Origin of the sequence: Janthinobacterium sp. SUN211, assembly GCF_030587315.1 — a bacterium.
Taxonomy (GTDB): domain Bacteria; phylum Pseudomonadota; class Gammaproteobacteria; order Burkholderiales; family Burkholderiaceae_D; genus Janthinobacterium; species Janthinobacterium kumbetense.
Genome location: NZ_JAPWIC010000003.1, coordinates 588,742 through 611,173 on the forward strand (window position 1 = coordinate 588,742; position 22,432 = coordinate 611,173).

22 protein-coding genes are annotated in these 22,432 nt (G+C 61.6%); 17 read left to right on the forward strand and 5 right to left on the reverse strand.

Translation table 11 applies throughout. The features are described 5' to 3' along the window. Positions 1-4: 4 nt before the first annotated feature. From lptA to O3301_RS13930, 5 genes are all read left to right on the forward strand, one after another. Complete coding sequence (gene lptA, locus O3301_RS13910; RefSeq protein ID WP_077398947.1) at positions 5-586, forward strand: lipopolysaccharide transport periplasmic protein LptA; 582 nt, start codon at positions 5-7, stop codon at positions 584-586. Next, positions 586-1,341, forward strand: coding sequence for an LPS export ABC transporter ATP-binding protein (gene lptB, locus O3301_RS13915; protein ID WP_077398949.1), 756 nt, complete (start codon positions 586-588; stop codon positions 1,339-1,341). Before lptA ends, lptB begins: the two co-directional genes overlap by 1 nt. 4 nt (positions 1,342-1,345) lie before the next feature. After that, positions 1,346-2,824 (forward strand): RNA polymerase factor sigma-54, encoded by a 1,479-nt coding sequence (locus O3301_RS13920; RefSeq protein WP_099665689.1) that lies wholly within the window; start codon positions 1,346-1,348, stop codon positions 2,822-2,824. A gap of 69 nt (positions 2,825-2,893) precedes the next feature. Continuing rightward, complete coding sequence (gene hpf / locus O3301_RS13925) at positions 2,894-3,256, forward strand: ribosome hibernation-promoting factor, HPF/YfiA family (RefSeq protein WP_034778388.1); 363 nt, start codon at positions 2,894-2,896, stop codon at positions 3,254-3,256. A 128-nt stretch (positions 3,257-3,384) separates the two neighbouring features. Next, on the forward strand, positions 3,385-4,470 hold the full coding sequence (locus O3301_RS13930; RefSeq protein ID WP_305056643.1) for an enoyl-CoA hydratase/isomerase family protein: 1,086 nt from the start codon (positions 3,385-3,387) through the stop codon (positions 4,468-4,470). Here the strand turns inward: O3301_RS13930 and rapZ are convergent, their stop codons facing one another. From rapZ to ilvA, 5 genes are all read right to left on the reverse strand, one after another. After that, complete coding sequence (gene rapZ / locus O3301_RS13935; protein WP_035824128.1) at positions 4,471-5,334, reverse strand: RNase adapter RapZ; 864 nt, start codon at positions 5,332-5,334, stop codon at positions 4,471-4,473. It lies immediately after the preceding gene. Between the two features lie 115 nt (positions 5,335-5,449). Continuing rightward, positions 5,450-6,385: an HPr(Ser) kinase/phosphatase gene (gene hprK / locus O3301_RS13940; protein WP_034753337.1), complete on the reverse strand. Its 936-nt coding sequence runs from the start codon at positions 6,383-6,385 to the stop codon at positions 5,450-5,452. Positions 6,386-6,421: 36 nt separating this feature from the next. Further along, complete coding sequence (locus O3301_RS13945) at positions 6,422-6,904, reverse strand: PTS sugar transporter subunit IIA (RefSeq protein WP_071079718.1); 483 nt, start codon at positions 6,902-6,904, stop codon at positions 6,422-6,424. Positions 6,905-7,237: 333 nt separating this feature from the next. Beyond that, a complete protein-coding gene (queF, locus tag O3301_RS13950; RefSeq protein WP_305056644.1) occupies positions 7,238-8,080 on the reverse strand; it encodes an NADPH-dependent 7-cyano-7-deazaguanine reductase QueF in 843 nt (280 codons plus the stop codon). Between the two features lie 82 nt (positions 8,081-8,162). Then, complete coding sequence (gene ilvA / locus O3301_RS13955) at positions 8,163-9,698, reverse strand: threonine ammonia-lyase, biosynthetic (RefSeq protein WP_099665685.1); 1,536 nt, start codon at positions 9,696-9,698, stop codon at positions 8,163-8,165. Between the two features lie 201 nt (positions 9,699-9,899). Here ilvA and O3301_RS13960 point away from each other — a divergent pair, with 201 nt between their 5' ends. From O3301_RS13960 to O3301_RS14015, 12 genes are all read left to right on the forward strand, one after another. Continuing rightward, positions 9,900-10,391, forward strand: a complete 492-nt coding sequence (locus O3301_RS13960; protein ID WP_077398959.1) for a YqaA family protein — start codon at positions 9,900-9,902, stop codon at positions 10,389-10,391. A 269-nt stretch (positions 10,392-10,660) separates the two neighbouring features. Continuing rightward, complete coding sequence (locus O3301_RS13965) at positions 10,661-14,701, forward strand: FAD/FMN-binding oxidoreductase (RefSeq protein WP_305056645.1); 4,041 nt, start codon at positions 10,661-10,663, stop codon at positions 14,699-14,701. Beyond that, a complete protein-coding gene (locus O3301_RS13970; protein WP_305056646.1) occupies positions 14,701-15,150 on the forward strand; it encodes an HIT family protein in 450 nt (149 codons plus the stop codon). Before O3301_RS13965 ends, O3301_RS13970 begins: the two co-directional genes overlap by 1 nt. 9 nt (positions 15,151-15,159) lie before the next feature. Continuing rightward, positions 15,160-15,612, forward strand: coding sequence for a DUF971 domain-containing protein (locus O3301_RS13975; RefSeq protein WP_289905722.1), 453 nt, complete (start codon positions 15,160-15,162; stop codon positions 15,610-15,612). Between the two features lie 95 nt (positions 15,613-15,707). Continuing rightward, on the forward strand, positions 15,708-16,052 hold the full coding sequence (locus O3301_RS13980; protein WP_305056647.1) for a YciI family protein: 345 nt from the start codon (positions 15,708-15,710) through the stop codon (positions 16,050-16,052). Between the two features lie 2 nt (positions 16,053-16,054). Continuing rightward, positions 16,055-17,296: an RNA polymerase sigma factor gene (locus O3301_RS13985; RefSeq protein ID WP_305056648.1), complete on the forward strand. Its 1,242-nt coding sequence runs from the start codon at positions 16,055-16,057 to the stop codon at positions 17,294-17,296. A gap of 29 nt (positions 17,297-17,325) precedes the next feature. Further along, entirely contained in the window at positions 17,326-18,060 is a 735-nt protein-coding gene (gene ubiE, locus O3301_RS13990) for a bifunctional demethylmenaquinone methyltransferase/2-methoxy-6-polyprenyl-1,4-benzoquinol methylase UbiE (RefSeq protein ID WP_034753359.1), read from the forward strand. A 42-nt stretch (positions 18,061-18,102) separates the two neighbouring features. Then, the gene (locus O3301_RS13995) at positions 18,103-19,047 is read left to right on the forward strand and encodes a Tim44 domain-containing protein (protein ID WP_289912345.1); all 945 of its coding nucleotides are present in this window, start codon (positions 18,103-18,105) and stop codon (positions 19,045-19,047) included. A gap of 152 nt (positions 19,048-19,199) precedes the next feature. Continuing rightward, entirely contained in the window at positions 19,200-19,838 is a 639-nt protein-coding gene (locus O3301_RS14000; protein WP_289919381.1) for an SCP2 domain-containing protein, read from the forward strand. Beyond that, positions 19,835-21,406 (forward strand): ubiquinone biosynthesis regulatory protein kinase UbiB, encoded by a 1,572-nt coding sequence (ubiB, locus tag O3301_RS14005; RefSeq protein WP_305056649.1) that lies wholly within the window; start codon positions 19,835-19,837, stop codon positions 21,404-21,406. Before O3301_RS14000 ends, ubiB begins: the two co-directional genes overlap by 4 nt. A gap of 18 nt (positions 21,407-21,424) precedes the next feature. After that, positions 21,425-22,027 (forward strand): methyltransferase, encoded by a 603-nt coding sequence (locus O3301_RS14010; protein ID WP_305056650.1) that lies wholly within the window; start codon positions 21,425-21,427, stop codon positions 22,025-22,027. A gap of 79 nt (positions 22,028-22,106) precedes the next feature. After that, positions 22,107-22,415, forward strand: a complete 309-nt coding sequence (locus O3301_RS14015) for an FmdB family zinc ribbon protein (RefSeq protein ID WP_077398979.1) — start codon at positions 22,107-22,109, stop codon at positions 22,413-22,415. Positions 22,416-22,432 lie beyond the last annotated feature (17 nt).

The window sequence follows — 22,432 nt, forward strand, 5'->3', positions numbered from 1 at the left end:
TATTATGAAGAACATCTTGCTGTTGACCGTATTTTCGCTGGCCATCATGGGCGTGGCGCATGCCGAGAAGGCCGATTCCGAGAAGGAAGCCGTCATCACGGCACGCAGCGGCCACGTCGATGACATCAAGCAGGTGCGCACCCTGACGGGTGACGTCGTGCTGGTCAAGGGTACCCTGACCATGAAGGCGGGCCGGGCCCTGATCACGGAAGACCCGCAAGGCTACCAGTTCATCACCTTCTGGGCCGATCCCGGCAAGCTCGCGACCTTCCGCCAGAAGCGCGATGGCGCGGGCGACCTGTGGGTCGAAGGCGAAGCGGAGCGCGTGGAATACGACAACAAGACGGAAGTGGTGAAACTGTTTTCCAGAGCCAAGCTGACGCGCCTGGAAGGGGCGAAAGTCACCGATGTGGCCAACGGCGCCTTCATCTCGTATGACAGCCGCAAGGAAGAATTTGCGATGGAAAATTCCAACAGCGGCACCAGCACCGCCGATGGCGGCAGCGTGCGCATGGTGATCCAGCCGAAGACCAAGGCGCCGGCAGCGGAGAAAGCGCCGGCCACGCCCGCGCCAGGAAAGAAATAATGGAAAATACACGTTGCGGCAGCACCCTGATCGTTCGCGGGCTGCAAAAAACCTATGGCAAGCGGCAAGTCGTGCATGATGTCTCGCTGCAAGTCGAATGCGGCGAAGTGGTGGGCTTGCTGGGCCCGAACGGCGCCGGCAAGACCACCTCGTTCTACATGATCGTCGGCCTGGTGCCGTCCGATGGCGGCAGCATCGATATCAGCGGCGTGGATATCTCCAGCCTGCCGATCCACCGCCGCGCACAGATGGGCCTGTCCTACCTGCCGCAGGAAGCGTCCGTCTTCCGCAAGCTGACGGTGGAAGACAATATCCGCGCCGTGCTGGAAATCCAGACCGTCGAAGGCCGTCCGCTGACGAAGGCCGAGATCGAGGAACGGCTGGATAAATTGCTGGCCGACCTGCAGATTGAAAAGCTGCGCGAGAACCAGGCGCTGTCCCTGTCCGGTGGCGAACGCCGCCGCGTGGAAATCGCCCGCGCGCTGGCCACCGATCCCCGTTTCGTGCTGCTCGACGAGCCGTTCGCCGGCGTCGATCCGATCGCCGTGATCGAGATCCAGCGCATCGTGCGTTTCTTGAAGGAGCGCAATATCGGCGTGCTGATTACCGATCATAATGTGCGCGAGACGCTGGGTATTTGCGACCGTGCCTACATCATCAACCAGGGCTCGGTGCTGGCGTCGGGACGCCCCGACGACATCATCGCGAACGAGTCGGTACGCCGGGTCTATCTGGGCGAACACTTCCGCATGTAAGCCAATGAAACAATCATTGCAGCTGCGCACTTCGCAGCACCTGGCACTGACGCCGCAGTTGCAGCAATCGATACGCCTGTTGCAATTGTCTACCCTGGAATTGCACCAGGAATTAGAGCAATTGCTGACGGACAATCCTTTGCTCGAACGCCTCGATGATCCGCTCGACCGCTCGCTGCGCCTGCTGTCCGACGGGGCCTTGAGTTCCACGGCCGCGCCGGCCGAAGCGCCGCCCCAGCCGCCAGGCCAGGAGGCGCCCGCAGCGCCGGCCGAAGCGGAAGCGTTTGACGGCGAGGGGGGCGACAGCCCGGTCGCCGCGGATGGCGGCGACAGCGACTGGAGCGAGGCGAGCCGGGGCAAGGCGCCCGACGACGAAGATTCGCGTCCGCAATTGGAGGCCCATCACTGCACCCTGCGCGAACACTTGATGGAGCAGATGCGCGTGACGGTGCTCGAATTGCGCGACCGCGCACTGGTCGAACTGATCATCGACGCGCTGGACGACAATGGCTACCTGGAAGAGTCGCTCGACGACATCCTGGCGCGCCTGCCGGAAGAGCTGGAAATCGACGCCGACGAGATGCGCACGGCCTTGTCGCTGCTGCAAAGTTTCGATCCGCCGGGCGTGGGCGCGCGCAATGCGTCCGAATGCCTGGCCCTGCAAATCAAGCGCTTGCCGCACATCGCCATGGTGACGCGGCGTATGGCCCTCGTGATCGTGGAAAAGCACCTGGCCTGGTTTGCCCAGCGCGATTTCAACAAGCTGAAAAAAGCCCTCGATTGCGACGATGAAGACTTGCGCGAAGCGCAGACGGTGATTCGCCAGTGCAATCCGCATCCGGGCGCCGTGTTCGCCTCGGACGTCTCCGATTACGTGGTGCCCGACGTCGTCGTCAAGCGCGCGCGCAATGGCTGGCAAGTCACCCTGAACAACGACGTCATGCCGCGCCTGCGCGTCAACGCCATGTACGCCAACTTGCTCAAGCAAGGCAAGGGGGAGGGCGCCATGGGCGCACAGTTGCAGGAAGCCAAGTGGCTGATCAAGAATATGCGCCAGCGCTTCGACACGATCCTGCGTGTGGCGCAGGCGATAGTAGAAAGACAAAAGAACTTTTTCTCGCATGGGGCCGTTGCCATGCGCCCCCTTGTGCTCCGTGAAATAGCTGATACACTGGGTTTACACGAGAGTACTATCTCGCGGGTAACAACTCAAAAGTACATGCTGACCCCGCACGGCATGTTCGAGTTGAAATATTTCTTTGGTAGCCACGTCGCCACCGAAGCGGGGGGCGAAGCGTCATCGACGGCGATACGGGCATTGATCGTGCAACTGACAGGAGCAGAAGACCCTAAAAATCCTTTATCCGACAGTAAGATTGCGGACATGCTGGGGGAACAAGGCATGGTGATTGCGCGACGTACTGTTGCCAAATACCGGGAAGCATTAAAAATTCCGCCAGTGAGCCTGCGTAAGTGTTTGTAAGTTTTTTTCGGTTCCTCTGCGGGCCGGATAGGATGGACCGCACGAACCCGATCATCTTTAGGAGTGTGTATGAATCTCACCATCAGCGGACATCATCTCGAAGTGACACCAGCCATCCGTGAATACGTACAAACGAAGCTGGAGCGCGTGAAACGTCATTTCGATCAAGTCATCGATATCGCCGTGATTCTGACCGTGGATAACCTCAAAGAGAAAGAAAAACGTCAAAAGGCTGAAGTCAACCTGCGTTTGAGCGGCAAGACTGTCTATGTGGAAAGCTTGGCGCACGACCTGTACGCCGCGATCGATACCCTGATCGACAAGCTCGATAGGCAAGTGATGAAATACAAAACCAAAGTGCAAGGGCACGGTAAAGAGGCGATCAAGCATCTGCCAGACAACTCCGAGGAAGAAGCCGTCGTCGCCGTCTAAGGCCACCCGCTTCCAGCAGTTGTGATCAACTAAGGGCGCACATTGCGCCCTTTTTTGCGCCCAGCGGAACGCAATGTTCCCCGCGCAGGCATTAGAATATTCGCACTTCCACTTCTTTCCTGCCTGCCATGAGCGACTTCGTCCAGACTTCCATCCGCAACCGCACCGGGCACATCGTGCTCGACCGTCCGAAAGCCTTGAATTCCCTGTCGCTGGAGATGGTGCGCGCCCTGAGCGCGGCCCTGCTGGCCTGGCGCGACGATCCGCAGGTGGACGCCGTCGTGATCCGCTCCAGCAGCGACAAAGCCCTGTGCGCCGGTGGCGACATCCGTTTCTTTTACGATGCGGGTCTGGCCACGCCGCAAGGCGGCAGCGCCCTGCTGGAAGATTTCTTTACGGAAGAATATGCTTTAAATCATTTAATTCATTTCTACCCGAAACCGTATATCGCCGTGATGGATGGCGTGGTGATGGGCGGCGGCATGGGTGTGGCGCAAGCCGGGCCAGGCAACCGCTTGCGCATCGTGACGGGCCGCACGCGCATGGCCATGCCGGAAGTCAATATCGGCCTGTTCCCGGACGTGGGCGGCAGCTATTTCCTGTCCCGCCTGGCCGGCCAGCTGGGCCTGTACCTGGGTTTGACGGGCTTGACGATCAACGCGGCCGACGCCCTGTATACGGGCCTGGCCGATGTCTACCTGCCCGAAGCGCAGATGGGGGCGCTGCTGGACCTGTTTGAATCGACGCCGGGCGAGGCTTTGCCTGTGGCCATCAAGGCGCTGGCGGCACCATTCCAGGCCGAGGCAGGCGTTTCTCCCCTGGCCACGGCGCGCGCAGCGCTGGACCGCCATTTCAGTGCGGGTTCGGCGGCGGCCATCATGGCCTCGCTGGCGCAGGACGACAGCGCGTTCGCCGCCAAGGCGCTGGCGGCCATGCGCCTGCGTTCGCCCTTGATGATGTCGGTGACCCTGGAATTGCTGCAGCGGGGCGCCCACCTGGGCGTGGCCGATTGCCTGCGCCTGGAGCGCACAGTCGTGCGCCACAATTTCGAACATGGCGAAGTGCTCGAGGGCGTGCGCGCGCTGGTGGTCGACAAGGACAATGCGCCCCGCTGGAATCCCGCCAGCCTGGACGAAGTCGATGCAGCCATGGTGGCGCGCTTCTTTGCCCCCGTCTGGCCGGCCGCGGCGCATCCGCTGCGCCACCTCGATTAACTAGCTGCGCTCGCGGTGGCGTAGAACCACGCGCTCGTTGGGGCCGAAATATTGCGCCAGCCGCTCCGCCATGTACACGGAGCGGTGCTGGCCGCCCGTGCAGCCGAGGGCTACCGTCAGGTAGCTGCGGTTGTCGGACTTGAATGACGGCAACCATTTCTCGATGAAGGCGCGGATGTCGGCCAGCAGTTCCAGCGCGCTGGGCTGCGCGTCGAGGAAGGCGATCACGGGCGCGTCGCGGCCGTCGAGGGGGCGCAAGGCCAGGTCGTAATAGGGATTCGGCAAGGCCCGCACGTCGAAGACGAAATCGGCATCCAGCGGCACGCCCAGCTTGAAGGCGAACGATTCGAAGAACAGGGTCAGCGGCGCGCGTTCGGAGGCGACGATATCCTTGATCCAGGCACGCAGCTTGTTGGCGCTCAGTTCCGACGTGTCGATCACATGGCCCAGCTGTTCGATGGCCGACAGGCGTTCCCGTTCTTCCGAGATGCATTCGATCAGGGTGCGGCGGCTGGCTGGATTCTGGTTCGGACGCAATTCGTGCGACAGCGGATGGCTGCGCCGTGTTTCCGAGAAGCGTGCCACCAGCGAATGCGTGGTGGCTGTCAAGAACATGACCTTGACATCGTGCCCCTGGTCGCGCAGCAGGGCCACATTGTGCGGCAGGCTGGTCAGCGACTCGGCGCTGCGCGCATCGACGGCGACGGCCAGTTGCGGTGTACCTTCGTCGAGCAGGGTCTGCACCAGGCTGGGCAGCAAGGCCGGTGGCAGGTTGTCGACACAATAGTAACCGGTATCTTCCAGCACATTGAGCGCGACGGATTTACCGGAGCCGGATATTCCGGTGATAAGGACGATATGCATAACCCGATCATACAATAAAGACCGGCGCTCCGCTCCCAAGGCAACTATCTTTACAAATTATTGCAATTTCGACTGTAGTATTGGTTAAACAAAAGAGGGCGTGCTTCTTGCAACGCTAGTCGCCGCTCATTGCCAAACGTTGCCGTTCCATGAACTCCTGCAAGGTATCGATGCCGCGCAGTTGCAAAATTGTATTGCGCACGGCCGCTTCCAGCAGTACGGCGATGTTGCGGCCGGCGGCGACGGGGATGACGACCTTGCGCACGGGCAAGCCCAGCACGTCTTCCGTGGGGAACAGGAACGGCAGGCGTTCGACTTCTTCTTCCAGCGCGTTGCGGCGCACGAGGTGCACGATCAGCTTCAGGCGCATCTTGCGGCGCACGGCCGTTTCGCCAAAGATGGCCTTGATATCGAGCAAGCCCAGTCCCCGCACTTCCAGCAGGTTTTGCAGCAGGGGCGGGCAGCGGCCTTCGATCATATTGGGCGCGATGCGCGAGAATTCGACGGCGTCGTCGGCCACCAGGCCGTGGCTGCGCGAGATCAGCTCCAGCCCCAGCTCGCTCTTGCCCAGGCCCGAATCGCCCGTGATCAGCACGCCCACGCCCAGCACGTCCATGAACACGCCATGCATGATGATGCGCTGTGCTAACTTTTTAGACAGATAGACGCGCAGGAAGTCGATCACTTGCGCGGCCGGCAGCGGGGTGGAGAACAGGGGAATGTTTTGTTCGTCGCAGATGGCGAGGATGTCGGGCGGCGTTTCCAGCCCTTGGGCGATGATCAGCGCGGGCGGGCCGCCGGCGATCAGTTCGCCGATCACGTGGGTGCGCGTGTTGACCTTCAGGCGTTGGTAGTAATTGATTTCCTGGTGGCCGAAGACCTGGATGCGGCCCGGATGGATCAGGTTCAAGTGGCCCACCTGGTCGGCGGCCGACGAGACGTCGCCCGAGATCAGGCGCTCGCCGCCGGGGAAGCCGGCGAACCAGCCCAGTTGCAGACTTTCACGATTATCGTCGTACAGGCGTTGTATCGTCAGCGGCGTTTGCAACATGGCAGTCTTCTTCAGGAGTGGAGGAATACCTGAAGTTTAACCCGCCGCTTGCAGACTGGGTTGCCAATTGACGATGCGCGAATGCACGGATTTCGGTTCCGGATCCGTGGCCAAGGCCGTGCGGAAGGCGTCGTCGGAAAACATTTCGGCGATTTCCGACAGGATTTCCAGATGTTGCTGGGTGACATGATCTGGAATCAGCAGGAAAAACAGCAGATTGACGGGCTTGCCATCGGGCGATTCGAATGGAATCGGCTCGGCCAGGCGCACGAAGGCGCCCAGGGGCGCTTTCAAGGTTTTGCTGCCCTTGACCCTGCCATGCGGCACGGCCACGCCATGGCCCAGACCGGTCGAGCCCAGGCGTTCGCGGGCAAACAGATTGTCCGAGACGGTAGAGCGGGCGATGCCGTAATTGTTTTCGAAGATCAGGCCGGCTTGCTCGAAGGCGCGCTTTTTACTGGAGACTTCCAGGTCCAGCAGGACGTTCTCGAGGGATAATATTTTGCTAAGATTAGTCATGACACTCAATGAAATGGTGCAATGCGCAGAGGGCTTGCGAGCCGAATTATAGGCCTGTTTCGGCGGCCTGTAACGCCAATTCTCAACAGTATACGCCCGCTGCGGGCGCAGTGGGCGCTACAGCCCACGTGGTCATCATTTTAGCAAAAAAATAACATCGGCGTGTATCGGCTATTTCTTGATTAAAAACACGCGGTGCGCCGGTTTTTCCGCCGCCGAATGCCGATTTTCCGATTTTTCAGCGTCTTTGACATGCTCTGCGGCACTACTGCAACGTTGTTTTAAAACACAGCCAACATTCCTGTTGGCATGGTTGCGGGGTGTTGTTTGGCGTTACTGGCGCGCATTGCGCAGATTGCCCGGCATCGCTCCCGTACTGAAGTTGCTGCGCCAGGGATTGATGTCGAGGCCGCCGCGGCGCGTGTAGCGCGCATACACGGACAGTTTTTGCGGCTTGCACTGACGCAAGATATCGACAAAGATGCGCTCCACGCATTGCTCGTGGAATTCGTTGTGTTCGCGGAAACCGATCAGGTAGCGCAACAGGCTTTCCTGGTCAATCTGCGGTCCCGCGTACTCGATCTGCACGCTGCCCCAGTCGGGCTGGCCCGTCACCAGGCAATTCGATTTGAGCAAATGCGAGACGAGTTTTTCTTCCACCGGCGCTTCATCGAGCGCCGCCTTCAAGAGCAGCGGCGAGGGCGTGTATTGCGTGATTTCCAGGTCCAGGCGGTCGAGCAGCACGCCGTCGAATTCGCCCATTTTCAGCTTGCCGAAATCGTCCTGCAAGGTCAGCTCCACTTGCACGGGCGCGCCGAAACCGTTCGATAAGTCCTGCTTGAGCAGGGCCAGCAGCGCATCCGGGCTGTCCAGCCTGGTCTGGTTGAACGAATTCAGATAGAGCTTGAACGACTTCGATTCGATGATGTTCGGCGAATCGGCCGGCGCGCTGACCTTGGCAATCGCCACTTGCGGCTTGCCGCGCTGGTTCAGCCACGACAGCTCATACGCATTCCAGATATCGAGGCCGAAGAACGGTAATGTACCGCGCAATTCCAGCTCGTCGCGCTTGCCCTGGCGGGGAATGGGAAACAGCAGTTCCGGCGCGTAATCGGTGCGGTAGGCGGAGCTTTTGCCCAGCGGGGATTGTTCGGCGAGGTCGTTGGTGGTGGTCATGGTCGTGTGGCGTGAATTCAGTCAAGCACGCATGGTAGCCTAATTCTCCCGACGGCGAGTAGCCGCCGCCGGGAGGTGATGCTTACCCCAGGAACAGCTTATAGACGGGATTGCTGCTTTCATCCCAGTAACGGTAGCCCAGGGTATCGAGGAAGCGGGCGAATTCTCCCATTTCATCGGGCGGCACTTGCAGGCCGATGAGGATGCGGCCCACGTCGCCGCCCTGGCTGCGATAGTGACATAGGGAAATATTCCAGTTCGGCGCCATGCTGTCGAGGAAGCGCATCAGGGCGCCCGGGCGCTCGGGGAACTCGAAGCGGTACAGCAACTCGTCCTGCGCCAGCCGGCTCTTGCCGCCCACCAGGTGGCGGATGTGCGACTTGGCCAGCTCGTCGTGGGTCAGGTCCAGGGTCTTGAATTCGTGTTCCTCGAAGGTCTTCGCCAGCACGCTTGATTCATGTCGGTCGGCAATTTGAATGCCGACGAACACGTGCGCGGCCTTTTCATCGCTGATGCGGTAATTAAATTCCGTCACGTTGCGCGCGCCGATGAGTGAGCAGAAACGCTTGAAACTGCCCCGCTGTTCGCGCATGGTGACGGCAAACACGGCTTCGCGGAATTCGCCCAGTTCGGCCCGTTCCGCGACAAAGCGCAAACGGTCGAAATTCATGTTCGCGCCGCTGGCGATGGTGACCAGGGTTTCATTGTTGACGGGGTGCTTGGTCAGGCTGGCCCGTTCCACATAGGCCTTGGCGCCGGCGATGGCCAGCGCGCCGGACGGCTCCAGGATGCTGCGCGTATCCGTAAACACGTCCTTGATGGCGGCGCAGATGGCGTCCGTGTCGACGGTGATGATTTCATCGACATACGCCTGCACCAGGCGGAAGGTTTCCTCGCCGGCCAGGCGCACGGCCGTGCCGTCGGCAAAGAGGCCCACGTCGTTCAGGGTCACGCGCTCGCCCGCTTTCAGCGAACGGGCCATGGCGTTCGAATCGACGCTTTGCACGCCGATGATCTTGATGTCGGGGCGAATCTGTTTCACATAGGCAGCAATGCCGGCGATCAAGCCGCCGCCGCCGATGGGCGCGAAGATGGCGTGGATGGGGCCGGCGTGCTGGCGCAGGATTTCCATGCCGATCGTGCCCTGGCCGGCGATCACGTCCGGATCGTCGAACGGGTGCACGAAGGTCAGCTTCTGTTCCTTTTCCAGGGTCAGCGCATGGTTGTAGGCATCCGTGTACGACTCGCCGTGCAGCACCACTTCCACGTGCACGCCGCCGCGTCCCTTGACCGCCTCGACCTTCACCAGCGGCGTGGTGGTCGGCATGACGATGACGGCGCGGCAACCCATGCGCGCGGCCGACAGGGCTACGCCCTGGGCGTGGTTGCCGGCCGAGGCGCAAATCACGCCCCGTTTGCGGTCCGCTTCGCTCAGCTTGGACATCTTGTTGTAGGCGCCACGAATCTTGAAACTGAACACGCTTTGCATGTCTTCGCGCTTGAAGTAAATCTGGTTGTTCAGGCGCTGCGACAGGGCAGGGGCCAGTTCCAGCGGCGTTTCGGTAGCGACGTCATAGACGCGGGCGGTCAGGATTTTCTTGAGGTAGTCGATGTTCATAGTCTGCAAGCAAGTGATTCTGGGCCAGAAAGGGTCTGGAGCGTGTCGGGCGATAGCGGCGGCGCCGCGGCGGATAGCCTGGCGACAATAATGCTCTGTGGAACTGCGGGCGGGTAAGCCTGTGCCGGCCGGCGCGGATTGTGCGGCGCGCAAGCTGCTCTTCATTATAATGGAGAGCCTTACTGCATCGCGAAGTGTTCCATGATCGAATCCGCAATCGCCTGGCTGCTGCAGCTGATCGCAGCACCGGAAGTCGGGCTGACATCGGTCTTTCTGATCAGCTTTATTTCCGCCACCCTCTTGCCGCTCGGCTCGGAACCGGCCGTGTTTGCCGTCATCAAGGCCAACCCCGCGCTGTTCTGGGCCACCATCGGCGTCGCCACCCTGGGCAACACCCTGGGCGGCGTTGTCGACTACTGGATGGGCTACCGGGCCAAGCAGGCGTTTGCCAAGGAACGCGACACGCGCTGGTTCCGCTGGCTGGCCCGCTATGGCGCCAAGACCATGCTGCTGGCCTGGCTGCCCATCGTGGGCGACCCGCTGTGCACCCTGGCTGGCTGGCTCAAGCTGCCGTTCTGGCCCAGCGTGGCCTACATGGCCGTCGGCAAGTGCGCGCGCTACCTGACCATGACGGGCTTGCTGCTGTATGTGCCCGATGGCGTATGGCACCGGATTGGACAAATGCTGGCGTAAAGTGGGCGCAAACGGGGCGTAATGCAACGCCGTTTTGCCCCATTTTTGGGCAGTTCGATAGTTTGCAGCAGACTCTGATTCTTGGCATTTTTGCGTCAAAAAATGATCAACACTGATTTTTTATTCATGCAAAATAGGGCTTTTCCGTATTTGCTATGGTGACGGGTGTGGTGCTTAAACCTTGGGCGGCATAAGGCTGTTCCCGCATGGTGCGGCGCAATAAGATAAAATGGGCCTTTAGGGTCCAGTCCACATCGTCACCACACTCCATGAACGCTCCCGCACATATCCAAGCTTTACTGGCAGAAACGCCGAATGGTCCCGCAGCAAGCCGCCTGCGCGAAATCCCGTATAACTACACGTCGTTTTCCGATCGCGAGATCGTCATACGCCTGTTGGGGGAGGACTCCTGGCGCCTGCTCGACGAGCTGCGCGGCGCCCGCCAGACGGGCCGTTCGGCCCGCATGCTGTACGAGGTGCTGGGCGACATCTGGGTCGTGCGCCGCAATCCCTACCTGCAGGATGACTTGCTCGACAATCCGAAGCGCCGCCAGGGCTTGATCGATGCCTTGCATCACCGCCTGGCCGAAGTCGACAAGCGCCGCCTGTCCATCGACGCGGCCGGCGGCGACGTGGCCGCCAGTGGCGAATCGCCCGAAGTGGCGCAAGCGCGCAGCGCCAACGTGGAGCTGTTGCTGAAAGCGGCCAGCAAGGCCGTGGCCGACTTTGGCGACGAATTCCGCAAGACCTACGACTTGCGCAAGCGCACGGTCAAGGTACTGGGACGCTATACGGAAAAGCATAATGTGCGCTTCGACGGCATGACGCGCGTGTCGCACGTGACGGACGCCACTGACTGGCGCGTGGAATACCCGTTCGTCGTGCTCACGCCCGACACGGAAGAGGAAATGGCCGGCCTGGTGAAGGGCTGTATCGAGCTGGGGCTGACCATCATCCCGCGCGGCGGCGGCACCGGCTACACGGGCGGCGCGATTCCCCTGACGCCGATGTCGGCCGTCATCAACACGGAAAAACTCATCACCCTGGGCGCCGTGGAAATGACGGTCTTGCCGGGCTTGACGAACGAATACGCGACCATCAATTCGGGCGCCGGCGTGATCACGAATAAAGTGTCGGAAGCGGCGGAAAAGGCCGGTTTCGTATTTGCCGTCGACCCGACCTCGGCGCACGCGTCTTGCATCGGCGGCAACGTCGCCATGAATGCGGGCGGCAAGAAAGCCGTGCTGTGGGGTACGGCGCTGGACAACCTGGCCTCGTGGCGCATGGTCGACCCGAACGGCGACTGGCTCGACGTCACGCGCCTCGACCATAACCTGGGCAAGATCCACGATATCGCTTTGGCACGTTTCCAGCTGGAATGGCGTCACCCGAGCACGCGCGACGCCACGAAACCGAACGCGCCGTTCAAGACGGAAATCCTGGAAATTCCTGGCCGCAAGTTCCGCAAGGAAGGCCTGGGCAAGGACGTCACCGATAAATTCCTCGCCGGCTTGCCGGGCATCCAGAAGGAAGGCTGCGACGGCCTGATCACGTCGGCGCGCTGGATTCTGCACAAGATGCCGAAGTTCGCCCGCACCGTCTGCCTGGAATTCTTCGGCCAGGCGCGCGACGCGATCCCGTCGATCGTGGAAATCAAGGATTACCTCGACGGCTTGCCGGCGAAAGGCGAGCAATACACGACCATCCGCCTGGCGGGCCTGGAACACCTGGACGAGCGCTACCTGCGCGCCGTCGGCTACGCCACCAAGTCGAAGCGGGGCGTGCTGCCGAAGATGGCCCTGTTTGGCGACATCGTCGGCGACGATGAAAACGCCGTCGCGCAGGCGGCGTCCGAGGTGGTGCGCATTGCCAACACCCGCGTGGGTGAAGGCTTTGTCGCCGTCAGCCCGGAAGCGCGCAAGAAATTCTGGCTCGACCGTGCCCGCACGGCGGCGATCGCCAAGCACACCAACGCGTTCAAGATCAATGAAGACGTCGTCATTCCGCTCAACCGCATGGGCGAATACACGGACGGCATCGAGCGCATCAACATCGAACTGTCGATCAAGAACAAGCTGCAGCTGGCCGAGGCCCTGAGCGAGTTCTTTGGCAAGGGTAACTTGCCGATCGGTAAGAGCGACGACGCCTCGGACGACCGCGTCGATGATGCGGAAATGCTGGGCGACCGCGCCGAGCAGGCGCAGCAGTTGCTGGCGCAAGTCACTAGCCGCTGGACCTATCTGCTGGCCCAGCTGGACCGTCCGCTGGCGGACGCCAAGCAGGCGCTGGCGGACCTGGGCATGGAGCGCTTGCTGCCCGTCTTCGATGCGCGCCTGGAAACGCAGCCGGACGCCACCCTGTTCGACGTGGTGCAGGACCGCACCGTGCGCATTACCTGGAAGCAAGAGATCCGCGCCCAGCTGCGCCAGATCTTCAACGGCGCCGCGTTCAAGCTGATCCTCGACGAGGCCACCGCCATCCACACGCGCATCCTGCGTTCGCGCGTGTTCGTCGCGCTGCACATGCATGCGGGCGATGGCAACGTGCACACGAACTTGCCCGTCAACTCGGACAATTACGAAATGCTGCAGGACGCCCACGAAGCCGTGGGCCGTATCATGATTTTGGCCCGCTCGCTCAATGGTGTGATTTCCGGCGAACACGGTATCGGCATCACCAAGCTGGAATTCTTGACGGAAGAAGAGATCGGCGAATTCCGCAGCTACAAGCAGCGCATCGATCCGGAGGGCCGTTTCAACAAGGGAAAATTGCTGAACCTGCCTGGCATGGGCGCCGACTTGCGCAATGCCTACACGCCATCGTTCGGCCTGATGGGGCATGAGTCCTTGATCATGCAGCAAAGCGATATCGGCGCCATCGCCGACAGCGTCAAGGATTGCTTGCGTTGCGGCAAGTGCAAGCCCGTGTGCTCGACCCACGTGCCGCGCGCCAATTTGCTGTACTCGCCGCGCGACAAGATATTGGCGACCTCGTCCCTGATCGAAGCCTTCCTGTACGAAGAGCAGACGCGCCGCGGTATTTCCATCAAGCATTGGGAAGAGTTCGAGGACGTGGCCGACCACTGCACGGTATGCCATAAATGCGTGACGCCTTGCCCCGTCAATATCGACTTTGGCGATGTGTCGATGAACATGCGCAATTTGCTGCGCAAGATGGACAAGAAGAGCTTCAATCCTGGCACCAAGGCCACGATGATGTTCCTCAACGCCACCGATCCCGTGACCATCAACGCCACGCGCAAGGTCATGATCGGCTGGGGTTACAAGGCGCAACGCCTGGGCCATGACTTGCTGAAGAAATTTGCCAAGAAGCAAACCAAGGCGCCGCCGCCATCGACGGGCAAGCCGCCCGTCAAGGCGCAGGTGATCCACTTCATCAACAAGAAAATGCCGGGCAACCTGCCGAAGAAATCGGCACGCGCGCTGCTCGACATCGAAGACGACAAGGTCATCCCGATCATCCGCAATCCGAAGACGACGACGGCCGATACGGAAGCCGTGTTCTACTTCCCAGGTTGCGGTTCGGAGCGCCTGTTCTCGCAAGTGGGCCTGGCCACGCAGGCGATGCTGTGGGAAGTGGGCGTGCAGACGGTCTTGCCGCCGGGCTATTTGTGCTGCGGTTATCCGCAGCGCGGCGCGGGCGAGTTCGACAAGGCCGAGAAGATGATGACGGATAACCGCGTCCTGTTCCACCGCATGGCCAACACGCTCAATTACCTGGACATCAAGACGGTGCTCGTGTCGTGCGGCACTTGCTACGACCAGCTGGCCACGTATCAGTTTGAAAAGATTTTCCCTGGCTGCCGCATCATGGATATCCATGAGTATTTGCTGGAGAAAAACGTCAAGCTGGAAGGTGTCAACGGCACGCGCTATATGTACCACGAGCCATGCCACAATCCGATGAAGCTGCAGGAATCGGGCAAGACCATCAATTCCCTGATCAGCACGGTAGACAACGTGAAGATCGAGAAGAATGACCGTTGCTGCGGCGAATCGGGTTCGCTGGCCGTCACGCGCCCGGACATTTCCACGCAAGTGCGTTTCCGCAAGGAAGAAGAGATGGTCAAGGGCGCCGACAAGCTGCGCGGCGACGGTTTCACGGGCGACGTCAAAATCCTCACCAGCTGCCCGTCGTGCCTGCAAGGCTTGTCGCGCTACAATGACGATTCGGGCACGACGGCCGACTACATCGTCGTCGAGATCGCCAAACACTTGCTGGGAGAGAACTGGATGCCGGATTATGTGAAACGCGCCAATGACGGCGGCATCGAACGGGTGCTCGTGTGATGTCCACGAGTTGCGATCTGTGTAACTTGCTGGACGGCTACGCCAACAAGCAGGGTCTGGAGACCTTGCTGTGGCGCAGTGAGCGCCTGTCCGTCGTGGCTGTCGACGATCCTGCCTATCCCGGCTTTTGCCGTGTGATCTGGAACAAACACGTGAAGGAAATGACGGACTTGACGCCCGGCGAGCGCAATTACGTCATGGAAGTCGTGTGGCAAGTCGAACTGGCCGTGCGGGAAGTGATGCAGCCGGAAAAGGTGAATGTCGCCAGTTTCGGCAACATGACGCCGCACGTGCACTGGCACGTGATTCCCCGCTACCGCGACGACGCGCATTTCCCGAACCCCAGCTGGGCGGTGATCCAGCGCGAAACGGCGCCCGAGGTGCTGGCCGCGCGCCGCGCCCTGCTGCCGGCCTTGCGCGGCGCCATCCTTCAACGTTTATCCGCATAAAGTATTGTCATGACTGAAAAAGCAGCAACACCCCAACCCACCGGCTTGACCGTGCACAACCAGTCGCGCGTGCTCGACGTGGCGTTCGACGACGGCAGCGAATTTGCCTTGCCGTTCGAATACCTGCGTGTGTACTCGCCGTCGGCCGAAGTGCAGGGCCATGGCAAGGGCCAGGAAACCTTGCAATTAGGTAAGCGTCTGGTCGGCATCACGGGTCTGGAGCCGGTCGGCAACTACGCCGTGCAGCCCACCTTCAGCGATGGCCACAATTCCGGCCTGTACACCTGGGCTTATCTGTACAAGCTGGGGGCCGAGCAAGCGACCCTGTGGCAGGATTACCTGGATCGCCTGGCAGCCGCCGGCTACCCGGGCGACAGCGGCCGCGATGCCAAGGCGGACATGACGGTCAAGCAATCTTCCGGCGGTCATGTTCATGGACCCAGTTGCGGTCATAAGCATTAATTAAAAATAATGCGGTAATCTTGTCGGATTGCCGCCGCCCCGTTCGTCGTATGGATGCCCGCGCTTGCGGGCATTTTTCTTTTGGAGAAGAGACTATGGAATACATGATCCTGATCTACGCCGACGAGGCGCGCTATGCCGCCATGGAAGAGGGCCAGATGGCCAGCCTGATGGCCGACTTTGCCAGCTATACGCAGGACCTGGAGGCGGCGGGCGTGATGCGCGGCGGCGCCGAGCTGGCGCCCGTGCGCAGCGCCACCAGCGTGCGTGTGCAAAACGGCAAGCCTGTCATCACGGATGGGCCGTTCGCGGAAACCAAGGAGCAGCTGGGCGGATATTACCTGCTGGACTGCGCCCACCTGGACGAGGCGCTGGCCTGGGCCGGGCGTTGCCCGGCGGCTTCCCTGGGCACCATCGAAGTGCGGCCTGTCACGGCATAAACATGGCCAGTGACGCCATTGCGGCCGTCGAACACGTCTTTCGCCAGGAAAAGGGCAGGGTGCTGGCCGGCCTGATGCGGCGTTTCGGCGACCTGGGCCTGGCGGAAGATGTGTTGCAGGAGGCGTGCCGCAAGGCGCTGGAACTGTGGCCGCAGACGGGCATCCCGTCCAATCCCGCGGCCTGGCTCAGCTCGGTGGCGCGCAACGCGGGCCTCGATCACGTGCGCCGCGCGGGCAAGAGCGTCAGCGAGGCCGAGGCCGTGCTGTCCTGCCTGCCGGCCGCCATGCTTGATGAAACGCAAGCCATCGAGGACGACCGCCTGCGCCTGCTGTTCATCTGCTGCCATCCCGCGCTGGCGCCCGAGGCGCAGGTGGCGCTGGCCTTGCGCACCCTGTGTGGCTTGTCCACGGGCGAGATCGCGCGCGCCTTCGGCTTGGCGGAAGCTGCCCTGTCGCAGCGGCTCTTGCGCGCCAGGCGCAAGATCGCCGAAGCGCGCATCCCTTTCGAGTTGCCGCCAGCGCAAGATTGGCCGCAACGGCTGGCGCAAGTGCAGCACGTGATTTACCTGGTGTTCAGCGAAGGCTATTGCGCCAGCGGCGGTGATAGCTTGCTGCGCGCCGACCTGTGCGCGGAAGCGCTGCGCCTGGGGCGGCTGCTCGACAGCCTGCAGCCCGGCCAGCCGGAAGTACAGGGGCTATTGGCCTTGCTGCTGTTGCAGGCGTCGCGCGGCCCGGCCCGGCTGTCGCCCGAAGGCGATCTGCTGACCCTGGAAGAGCAGGACCGGCGCCTGTGGCAGGGAGATTTGATCGCCGAGGGGTTGGCCGTGCTGGAAAGAGCCTTGCCGGCGCGCGCGCCGGGGCCATACCAGTTGCAGGCGGCCATTGCCGCCTTGCACGCCAAGGCCGTCACGGCCAGCCAGACGGACTGGCGCCAGATCAGCGCCCTGTATGGCGCCTTGTTGCGGCACAAGCCGGAACCCTTGATTTTGCTCAATGCCGTGATCGCCTGCGCGATGGCGCATGGCGCAGAGCACGGCCTGGCGTGGCTTGAACGCCTGGAAGCCGTGCCCAGCCTTGCCAATTCGCATTATCTGCACGCGGCCCGGGCCGACTTGCTGCGCCGCCAGGGCGACCGGCGGGGGGCGCTGGCGGCGTATGCCCGGGCGGCCATGCTGGCCGCGAATGCGGTGGAAAGGCAATACCTTCTCCGGCGTCACGGGGAAATGCGCCTGCCGCTTGTATAATGCTCCCAAGTTCAAACAGACCGCCTACCATGACCAATACGACCCATTTCGGATACAAAACAGTTGCAGAAGACGACAAAGTGCGCGAAGTCGCCAAGGTGTTCCATTCCGTCGCTGCCAAATACGACGTGATGAATGACTTGATGTCGGGCGGGCTGCACCGTCTGTGGAAGACGTTTACCATTGCCAACGCGGGCGTGCGCCCCGGTTTCAAGGTGCTCGACATCGCCGGCGGCACGGGTGACCTGTCGAAGGCATTCGCCAAGCAGGCGGGCCCTACCGGCGAAGTCTGGTTGACCGATATCAATGAATCGATGTTGCGCGTAGGCCGCGACCGCCTCTTGAATCGCGGCTTGCTCACCCCCACCTTGTTGTGTGACGCGGAAAAACTGCCATTCCCCGACAATTATTTCGACCGGGTCAGCGTGGCCTTTGGCTTGCGCAACATGACGCACAAGGATGTGGCGCTGGCGGAAATGCGCCGCGTGCTGAAACCGGGCGGCAAGCTGCTGGTGCTGGAGTTTTCCAAGGTGGCGGCGCCCCTGCAGAAGCCGTACGACCTGTATTCGTTCTCGGTCTTGCCGTGGTTCGGACAGAAAATCGCCGGCGACGCGGAAAGCTATCGCTACCTGGCAGAATCGATCCGCATGCATCCGGACCAGGAAACGCTGAAGACCATGATGGAAACGGCGGGCCTGGAGCGCGTGCAGTACTACAATTTGACGGCAGGCATTGCCGCTTTGCATACCGGCATCAAGATGTAACTCAAGCTGTAACTCACCAAGCCGGTGATTTTAGGAGATGGAATGAAATTGAAGAAATTTATGGTCGGCATGATGCTGGCCGCGACCACGGTATCCATGCTGGGCGAGGCGCTGGCCCGTCCCATGGGCGGTGGCCGTTCGTTTGGCCGCCAGTCGCAAAACGTGGGCCGCCAGGCGCCTGCGCCGGCACCAACCCCGGCGCCGGCCGCCGCGCCACGCCAGGCGCAACCTGCGCCAGCCCCCGCGCCGGCCCCTGCCGCCAAGGCACCGAGCCGCTGGAAGGGCTTGCTGGGCGGCGCCTTGCTGGGCCTGGGTCTGGGCGCCTTGCTGTCGCACTTTGGTCTGGGCGGCGCCCTGGCCAGCATGATCAGCACCCTGTTGATGGTGGCCTTGCTGGCCGGCGTGGCGTTCTTCATCTACCGCATGGTACGTGGCAAACGCGACAATAATGCCGGCGGCAATGCGCCGTTCGCCGGTTTTGGCGGCAACCAGCCTGCGCCAGCGGGCAACGTGCCTGACATCGGTTCGCGCATCCCGCCGCTGCCGCCGCTGCAACCCGTCTCGTCCGGCGTAGGCCTGGACAAGCCGGTCCCGGCTGCCGCGCCATGGGGCGTACCAAGCGACTTCGACAAGGACGCCTTCCTGCGCCACGCGAAAAGCAATTTCATTCGCCTGCAAGCGGCCTGGGACAAGGCGGACGTCAACGATATCCGCGAATTCACGTCGCCGGAAGTGTATGCGGAACTGCGCATGCAAATCCAGGAACGGGGCGCGCAGCCAGACTTTACGGATGTCGTCACCATCGATGCCGAATTGCTGGGGATCGAAACGAGCGTCAACGACTACCTGGCCAGCGTGAAGTTTACGGGCCTGATCCGTTCGGCGCCGGGCGCCGCAGCGGAACCGTTCGCGGAAGTGTGGAATATGTCGAAACCCGTCAGCGGCAATAGCGGCTGGGTTCTGGCAGGCATCCAGCAATTGAATTAATTGTAAAAACTTGCTGAATAATGGCTTAAGTCCATGCGGAATGCATGATGCTTGACAGATATTTCCTGCTGAACTGGTAAGATCGAAACCGCCCACCTTGTTTGATGGGCGGTTTTTTCTTTTTGGGGGCGCGCGCGGCGCGCAGTATATAGATGGCACCACTTTCCGATCTCTCCCTGATGACGCCCGTCATCGCGACAATCAACCACTTGCTGGCGCAGGAGCCGTGGGCGCGCCAGCAACTGGCCGTGCACGCCGGCAAGCTGGCCTGCATCGACACGGGCGCCGTGGCCTTGCGCCTGCGCGTCGACAGCGCCGGCATGCTGGAAGCAGCGCCGGCGGATTTTCCGGCCAACGTCACCATCCGCGTGAAATTGTCCGATGTGCCGCTGATCCTGCAAAACCGCGAGCGGGCGTTTTCCTACGTCAAGATCGAAGGCGATGCCGAGTTTGCCAATGCGATTTCCCAATTGAGCAAGGGCTTGCGCTGGGAAGCCGAGCACGACCTGGAAAAGGTCGTCGGCCCCATGCTGGCCACGCGCCTCGTTTCCGGCGCGAAGGATGCGGCCGCCTTTGTGCGCACGGGCCAGCAAAAGCTGGCGGAAAACGTGGCCGAATATTTCCTCGACGAACAGCCCATGCTGATCCGTCCTTCTACCCTGCAAGAGTATTCCGCTGGCGTGACGCGCGTGCGCGATGACGTCGAACGCCTGGCCAAGCGCCTTGCCCGGCTGGAAAAGGCGGTCGCCGCCGTCCAGCCGCAGCCCTCCTCACCGGATTTGTCTACATGATATTGAAATTCCTGCGCCTGTTTAAAATCATCCGTGTTTCCATCAAGTACGGCCTGGATGAGATAGCGATTTCTGGTCTGCAAGTTCCCCGCACCGCCAAATTGATCGACACCCTGATTTTCTGGCGCGACCTGTCGTCGCCACGGGGCTTGCGCCTGCGCCTAGCGCTGGAAGAGCTGGGCCCGATTTTCGTCAAATTCGGCCAGGTGCTGTCGACCCGGCGCGACCTGATGCCGCTCGACATCGCCGAAGAGCTGGCGCGCCTGCAAGACCGGGTGCCGCCGTTCGATTCCGACCTGGCCGTCGCGCAGATCACCAAGTCCCTGGGCGCGCACCCGGACCAGCTGTTTGCCCGCTTCGAGCGCGAACCGGTGGCGTCCGCCTCGATTGCCCAGGTGCACTTCGCCACCTTGAAAGACGGCCGCGAAGTGGCCGTGAAGGTCTTACGTCCAGGAATGAAAAAGCTGATCGACGAAGACGTGGCCCTGATGCACATCGCCGCCGACTGGACCAGCCGCCTGTGGGCCGACAGCAAGCGCCTGAAACCCAAGGAAGTCGTGGGCGAGTTCGACAAATACCTGCACGACGAGCTGGACCTGATGCGCGAGGCGGCCAACGCCAGCCAGCTGCGCCGCAACTTCGCCAACTCGGACTTGCTGCTGGTGCCGGAAATGCACTGGGATTATTGTTCCAGCAGCGTCATCGTCATGGAGCGCATGTATGGCATTCCCGTGTCGCAGACGGAGCGCCTGGTGGCGGCCGGCGTGGATTTGCGCAAGCTCTCCAGCGATGGCGTGGAGATTTTCTTCACGCAAGTGTTCCGCGATGGCTTTTTCCATGCGGACATGCATCCGGGCAATATTCTCGTGTCGATCGCGCCCGAATCGTTCGGCCGCTACATCGCGCTGGACTTTGGCATCGTCGGTACCCTGAACGACTACGACAAGGATTATCTGTCGCAAAACTTCCTCGCCTTCTTCCGCCGCGACTACAAGCGCGTGGCCGAGGCGCATATCGAATCGGGCTGGGCGCCGAAGGATACGCGCGTCGATGAGCTGGAAGCGGCCGTGCGCGCCTGCTGCGAGCCGATCTTCGACCGTCCGCTGAAAGATATTTCTTTTGGACAAGTATTGCTGCGCCTGTTCCAGACCTCGCGCCGCTTCAATGTGGAAGTGCAGCCGCAGCTGGTGCTGTTGCAAAAGACTCTGCTCAATATCGAGGGCCTGGGCCGCCAGCTGGACCCGGAACTGGATCTGTGGCAAACGGCCAAGCCCTACCTGGAAAAATGGATGAGCAACCAGGTGGGGCCGCAAGGCTTCATGGAGCGTCTGCGCGCCGAGGCGCCCCGTTATGCGCATATCTTCCCGCAACTGCCGCGCTTGCTGCACCAGGCCTTGACGGTGCATGGCGAACCGCGCGAAAACGAGGTGGAACTGATGAAAACCTTGCTGGCGGAGCAACGCCAGACGAACCGCCTGCTGAGCTTTATCGTCTACTTCGTGGGCGCTTTCGCGCTCGGCGCGCTGGGCTTGCAAGTGTACATGCGCTGGCATCAACTGCCGTTTTAAAGGCTGAGGACGTAAGTGATGGCTGACTTCCATACCCGCGACCCGCTCTCGCCCGCCTTCTGGGACGAGCGTTTCGAGAAGCAATTCACGCCCTGGGACCACGGCGGCGTGCCCGCGCGCCTGCGCAGCTTCGTTGCCGGCAGCCCGGCGCCGCTGCGCTGTCTGATTCCCGGCTGCGGCTCGGCGTATGAGCTGGTCTTCATGCTGGAACACGGCTGGGATGCCACGGCCATCGACTTTTCCCCGGCCGCAGTGGCGGCCGCGCGCATCCAGCTGGGTGAGCGGGCAGGGCGGGTGGTGGAAGCGGATTTCTTTGCCTGGGAACCCGTTGCGCCGCTGGACCTGATCTATGAACGGGCATTCCTGTGCGCCATGCCGCGCGCCATGTGGCCGCAGGTGGCGGCCCGCTGGGCGCAGTTGCTGGCGCCCGGTGCCATGCTGGCCGGCTATTTCTTCTTTGACGACAATGCCAAGGGGCCGCCGTTCGGCATATCGCGTGAGACACTGCAGGAATTGCTGGCGCCGCATTTCGATTGCCTGGCCGACGACGCCGTCGACGATTCCATCGCCGTCTTCGCCGGCAAGGAGCGCTGGATGAGCTGGCGCCGCCGGGCAGACTGAGGCGGGCGGGGCAATTTCCGCTGGCGACAAAGGAAAAGCTTTATAATTCAGGGTTTTTGATGATTTTCTCGGAGTAGAGATGCCGATTTACGCTTACCGTTGTGACGAGTGTGGTTTTGCCAAGGACGTCTTGCAAAAGATCTCCGATCCAGTACTGACGGTGTGCCTGTCGTGCGGCAAGCCCAGTTTCAAGAAGCAATTGACGGCCGCCGGTTTCCAATTGAAGGGCACCGGCTGGTACGCGACCGATTTTCGCGGCGGCACGGCGCCTACCACGGCCATCCCGACGGGCCCGGCCGATAACGCCAAACCCGCCCCGGCAGCAGAGAGCGCGCCTGCTGCGGCCCCTGCGCCCGCCCCGGCTGCCGCTGCGCCGAAAGCGGACTGAAAAGCGCGCCGCGCCGA

Coding starts and splice junctions, on each gene's coding strand:
- lptA (WP_077398947.1), top strand. CDS start 5: ATGAAGAACATCTTGCTGTTGACCGTATTTTCGCTGGCCATCATGGGC.
- lptB (WP_077398949.1), top strand. CDS start 586: ATGGAAAATACACGTTGCGGCAGCACCCTGATCGTTCGCGGGCTGCAA.
- O3301_RS13920 (WP_099665689.1), top strand. CDS start 1,346: ATGAAACAATCATTGCAGCTGCGCACTTCGCAGCACCTGGCACTGACG.
- hpf (WP_034778388.1), top strand. CDS start 2,894: ATGAATCTCACCATCAGCGGACATCATCTCGAAGTGACACCAGCCATC.
- O3301_RS13930 (WP_305056643.1), top strand. CDS start 3,385: ATGAGCGACTTCGTCCAGACTTCCATCCGCAACCGCACCGGGCACATC.
- rapZ (WP_035824128.1), bottom strand. CDS start 5,334: ATGCATATCGTCCTTATCACCGGAATATCCGGCTCCGGTAAATCCGTC.
- hprK (WP_034753337.1), bottom strand. CDS start 6,385: ATGTTGCAAACGCCGCTGACGATACAACGCCTGTACGACGATAATCGT.
- O3301_RS13945 (WP_071079718.1), bottom strand. CDS start 6,904: ATGACTAATCTTAGCAAAATATTATCCCTCGAGAACGTCCTGCTGGAC.
- queF (WP_305056644.1), bottom strand. CDS start 8,080: ATGACCACCACCAACGACCTCGCCGAACAATCCCCGCTGGGCAAAAGC.
- ilvA (WP_099665685.1), bottom strand. CDS start 9,698: ATGAACATCGACTACCTCAAGAAAATCCTGACCGCCCGCGTCTATGAC.
- O3301_RS13960 (WP_077398959.1), top strand. CDS start 9,900: ATGATCGAATCCGCAATCGCCTGGCTGCTGCAGCTGATCGCAGCACCG.
- O3301_RS13965 (WP_305056645.1), top strand. CDS start 10,661: ATGAACGCTCCCGCACATATCCAAGCTTTACTGGCAGAAACGCCGAAT.
- O3301_RS13970 (WP_305056646.1), top strand. CDS start 14,701: ATGTCCACGAGTTGCGATCTGTGTAACTTGCTGGACGGCTACGCCAAC.
- O3301_RS13975 (WP_289905722.1), top strand. CDS start 15,160: ATGACTGAAAAAGCAGCAACACCCCAACCCACCGGCTTGACCGTGCAC.
- O3301_RS13980 (WP_305056647.1), top strand. CDS start 15,708: ATGGAATACATGATCCTGATCTACGCCGACGAGGCGCGCTATGCCGCC.
- O3301_RS13985 (WP_305056648.1), top strand. CDS start 16,055: ATGGCCAGTGACGCCATTGCGGCCGTCGAACACGTCTTTCGCCAGGAA.
- ubiE (WP_034753359.1), top strand. CDS start 17,326: ATGACCAATACGACCCATTTCGGATACAAAACAGTTGCAGAAGACGAC.
- O3301_RS13995 (WP_289912345.1), top strand. CDS start 18,103: ATGAAATTGAAGAAATTTATGGTCGGCATGATGCTGGCCGCGACCACG.
- O3301_RS14000 (WP_289919381.1), top strand. CDS start 19,200: ATGGCACCACTTTCCGATCTCTCCCTGATGACGCCCGTCATCGCGACA.
- ubiB (WP_305056649.1), top strand. CDS start 19,835: ATGATATTGAAATTCCTGCGCCTGTTTAAAATCATCCGTGTTTCCATC.
- O3301_RS14010 (WP_305056650.1), top strand. CDS start 21,425: ATGGCTGACTTCCATACCCGCGACCCGCTCTCGCCCGCCTTCTGGGAC.
- O3301_RS14015 (WP_077398979.1), top strand. CDS start 22,107: ATGCCGATTTACGCTTACCGTTGTGACGAGTGTGGTTTTGCCAAGGAC.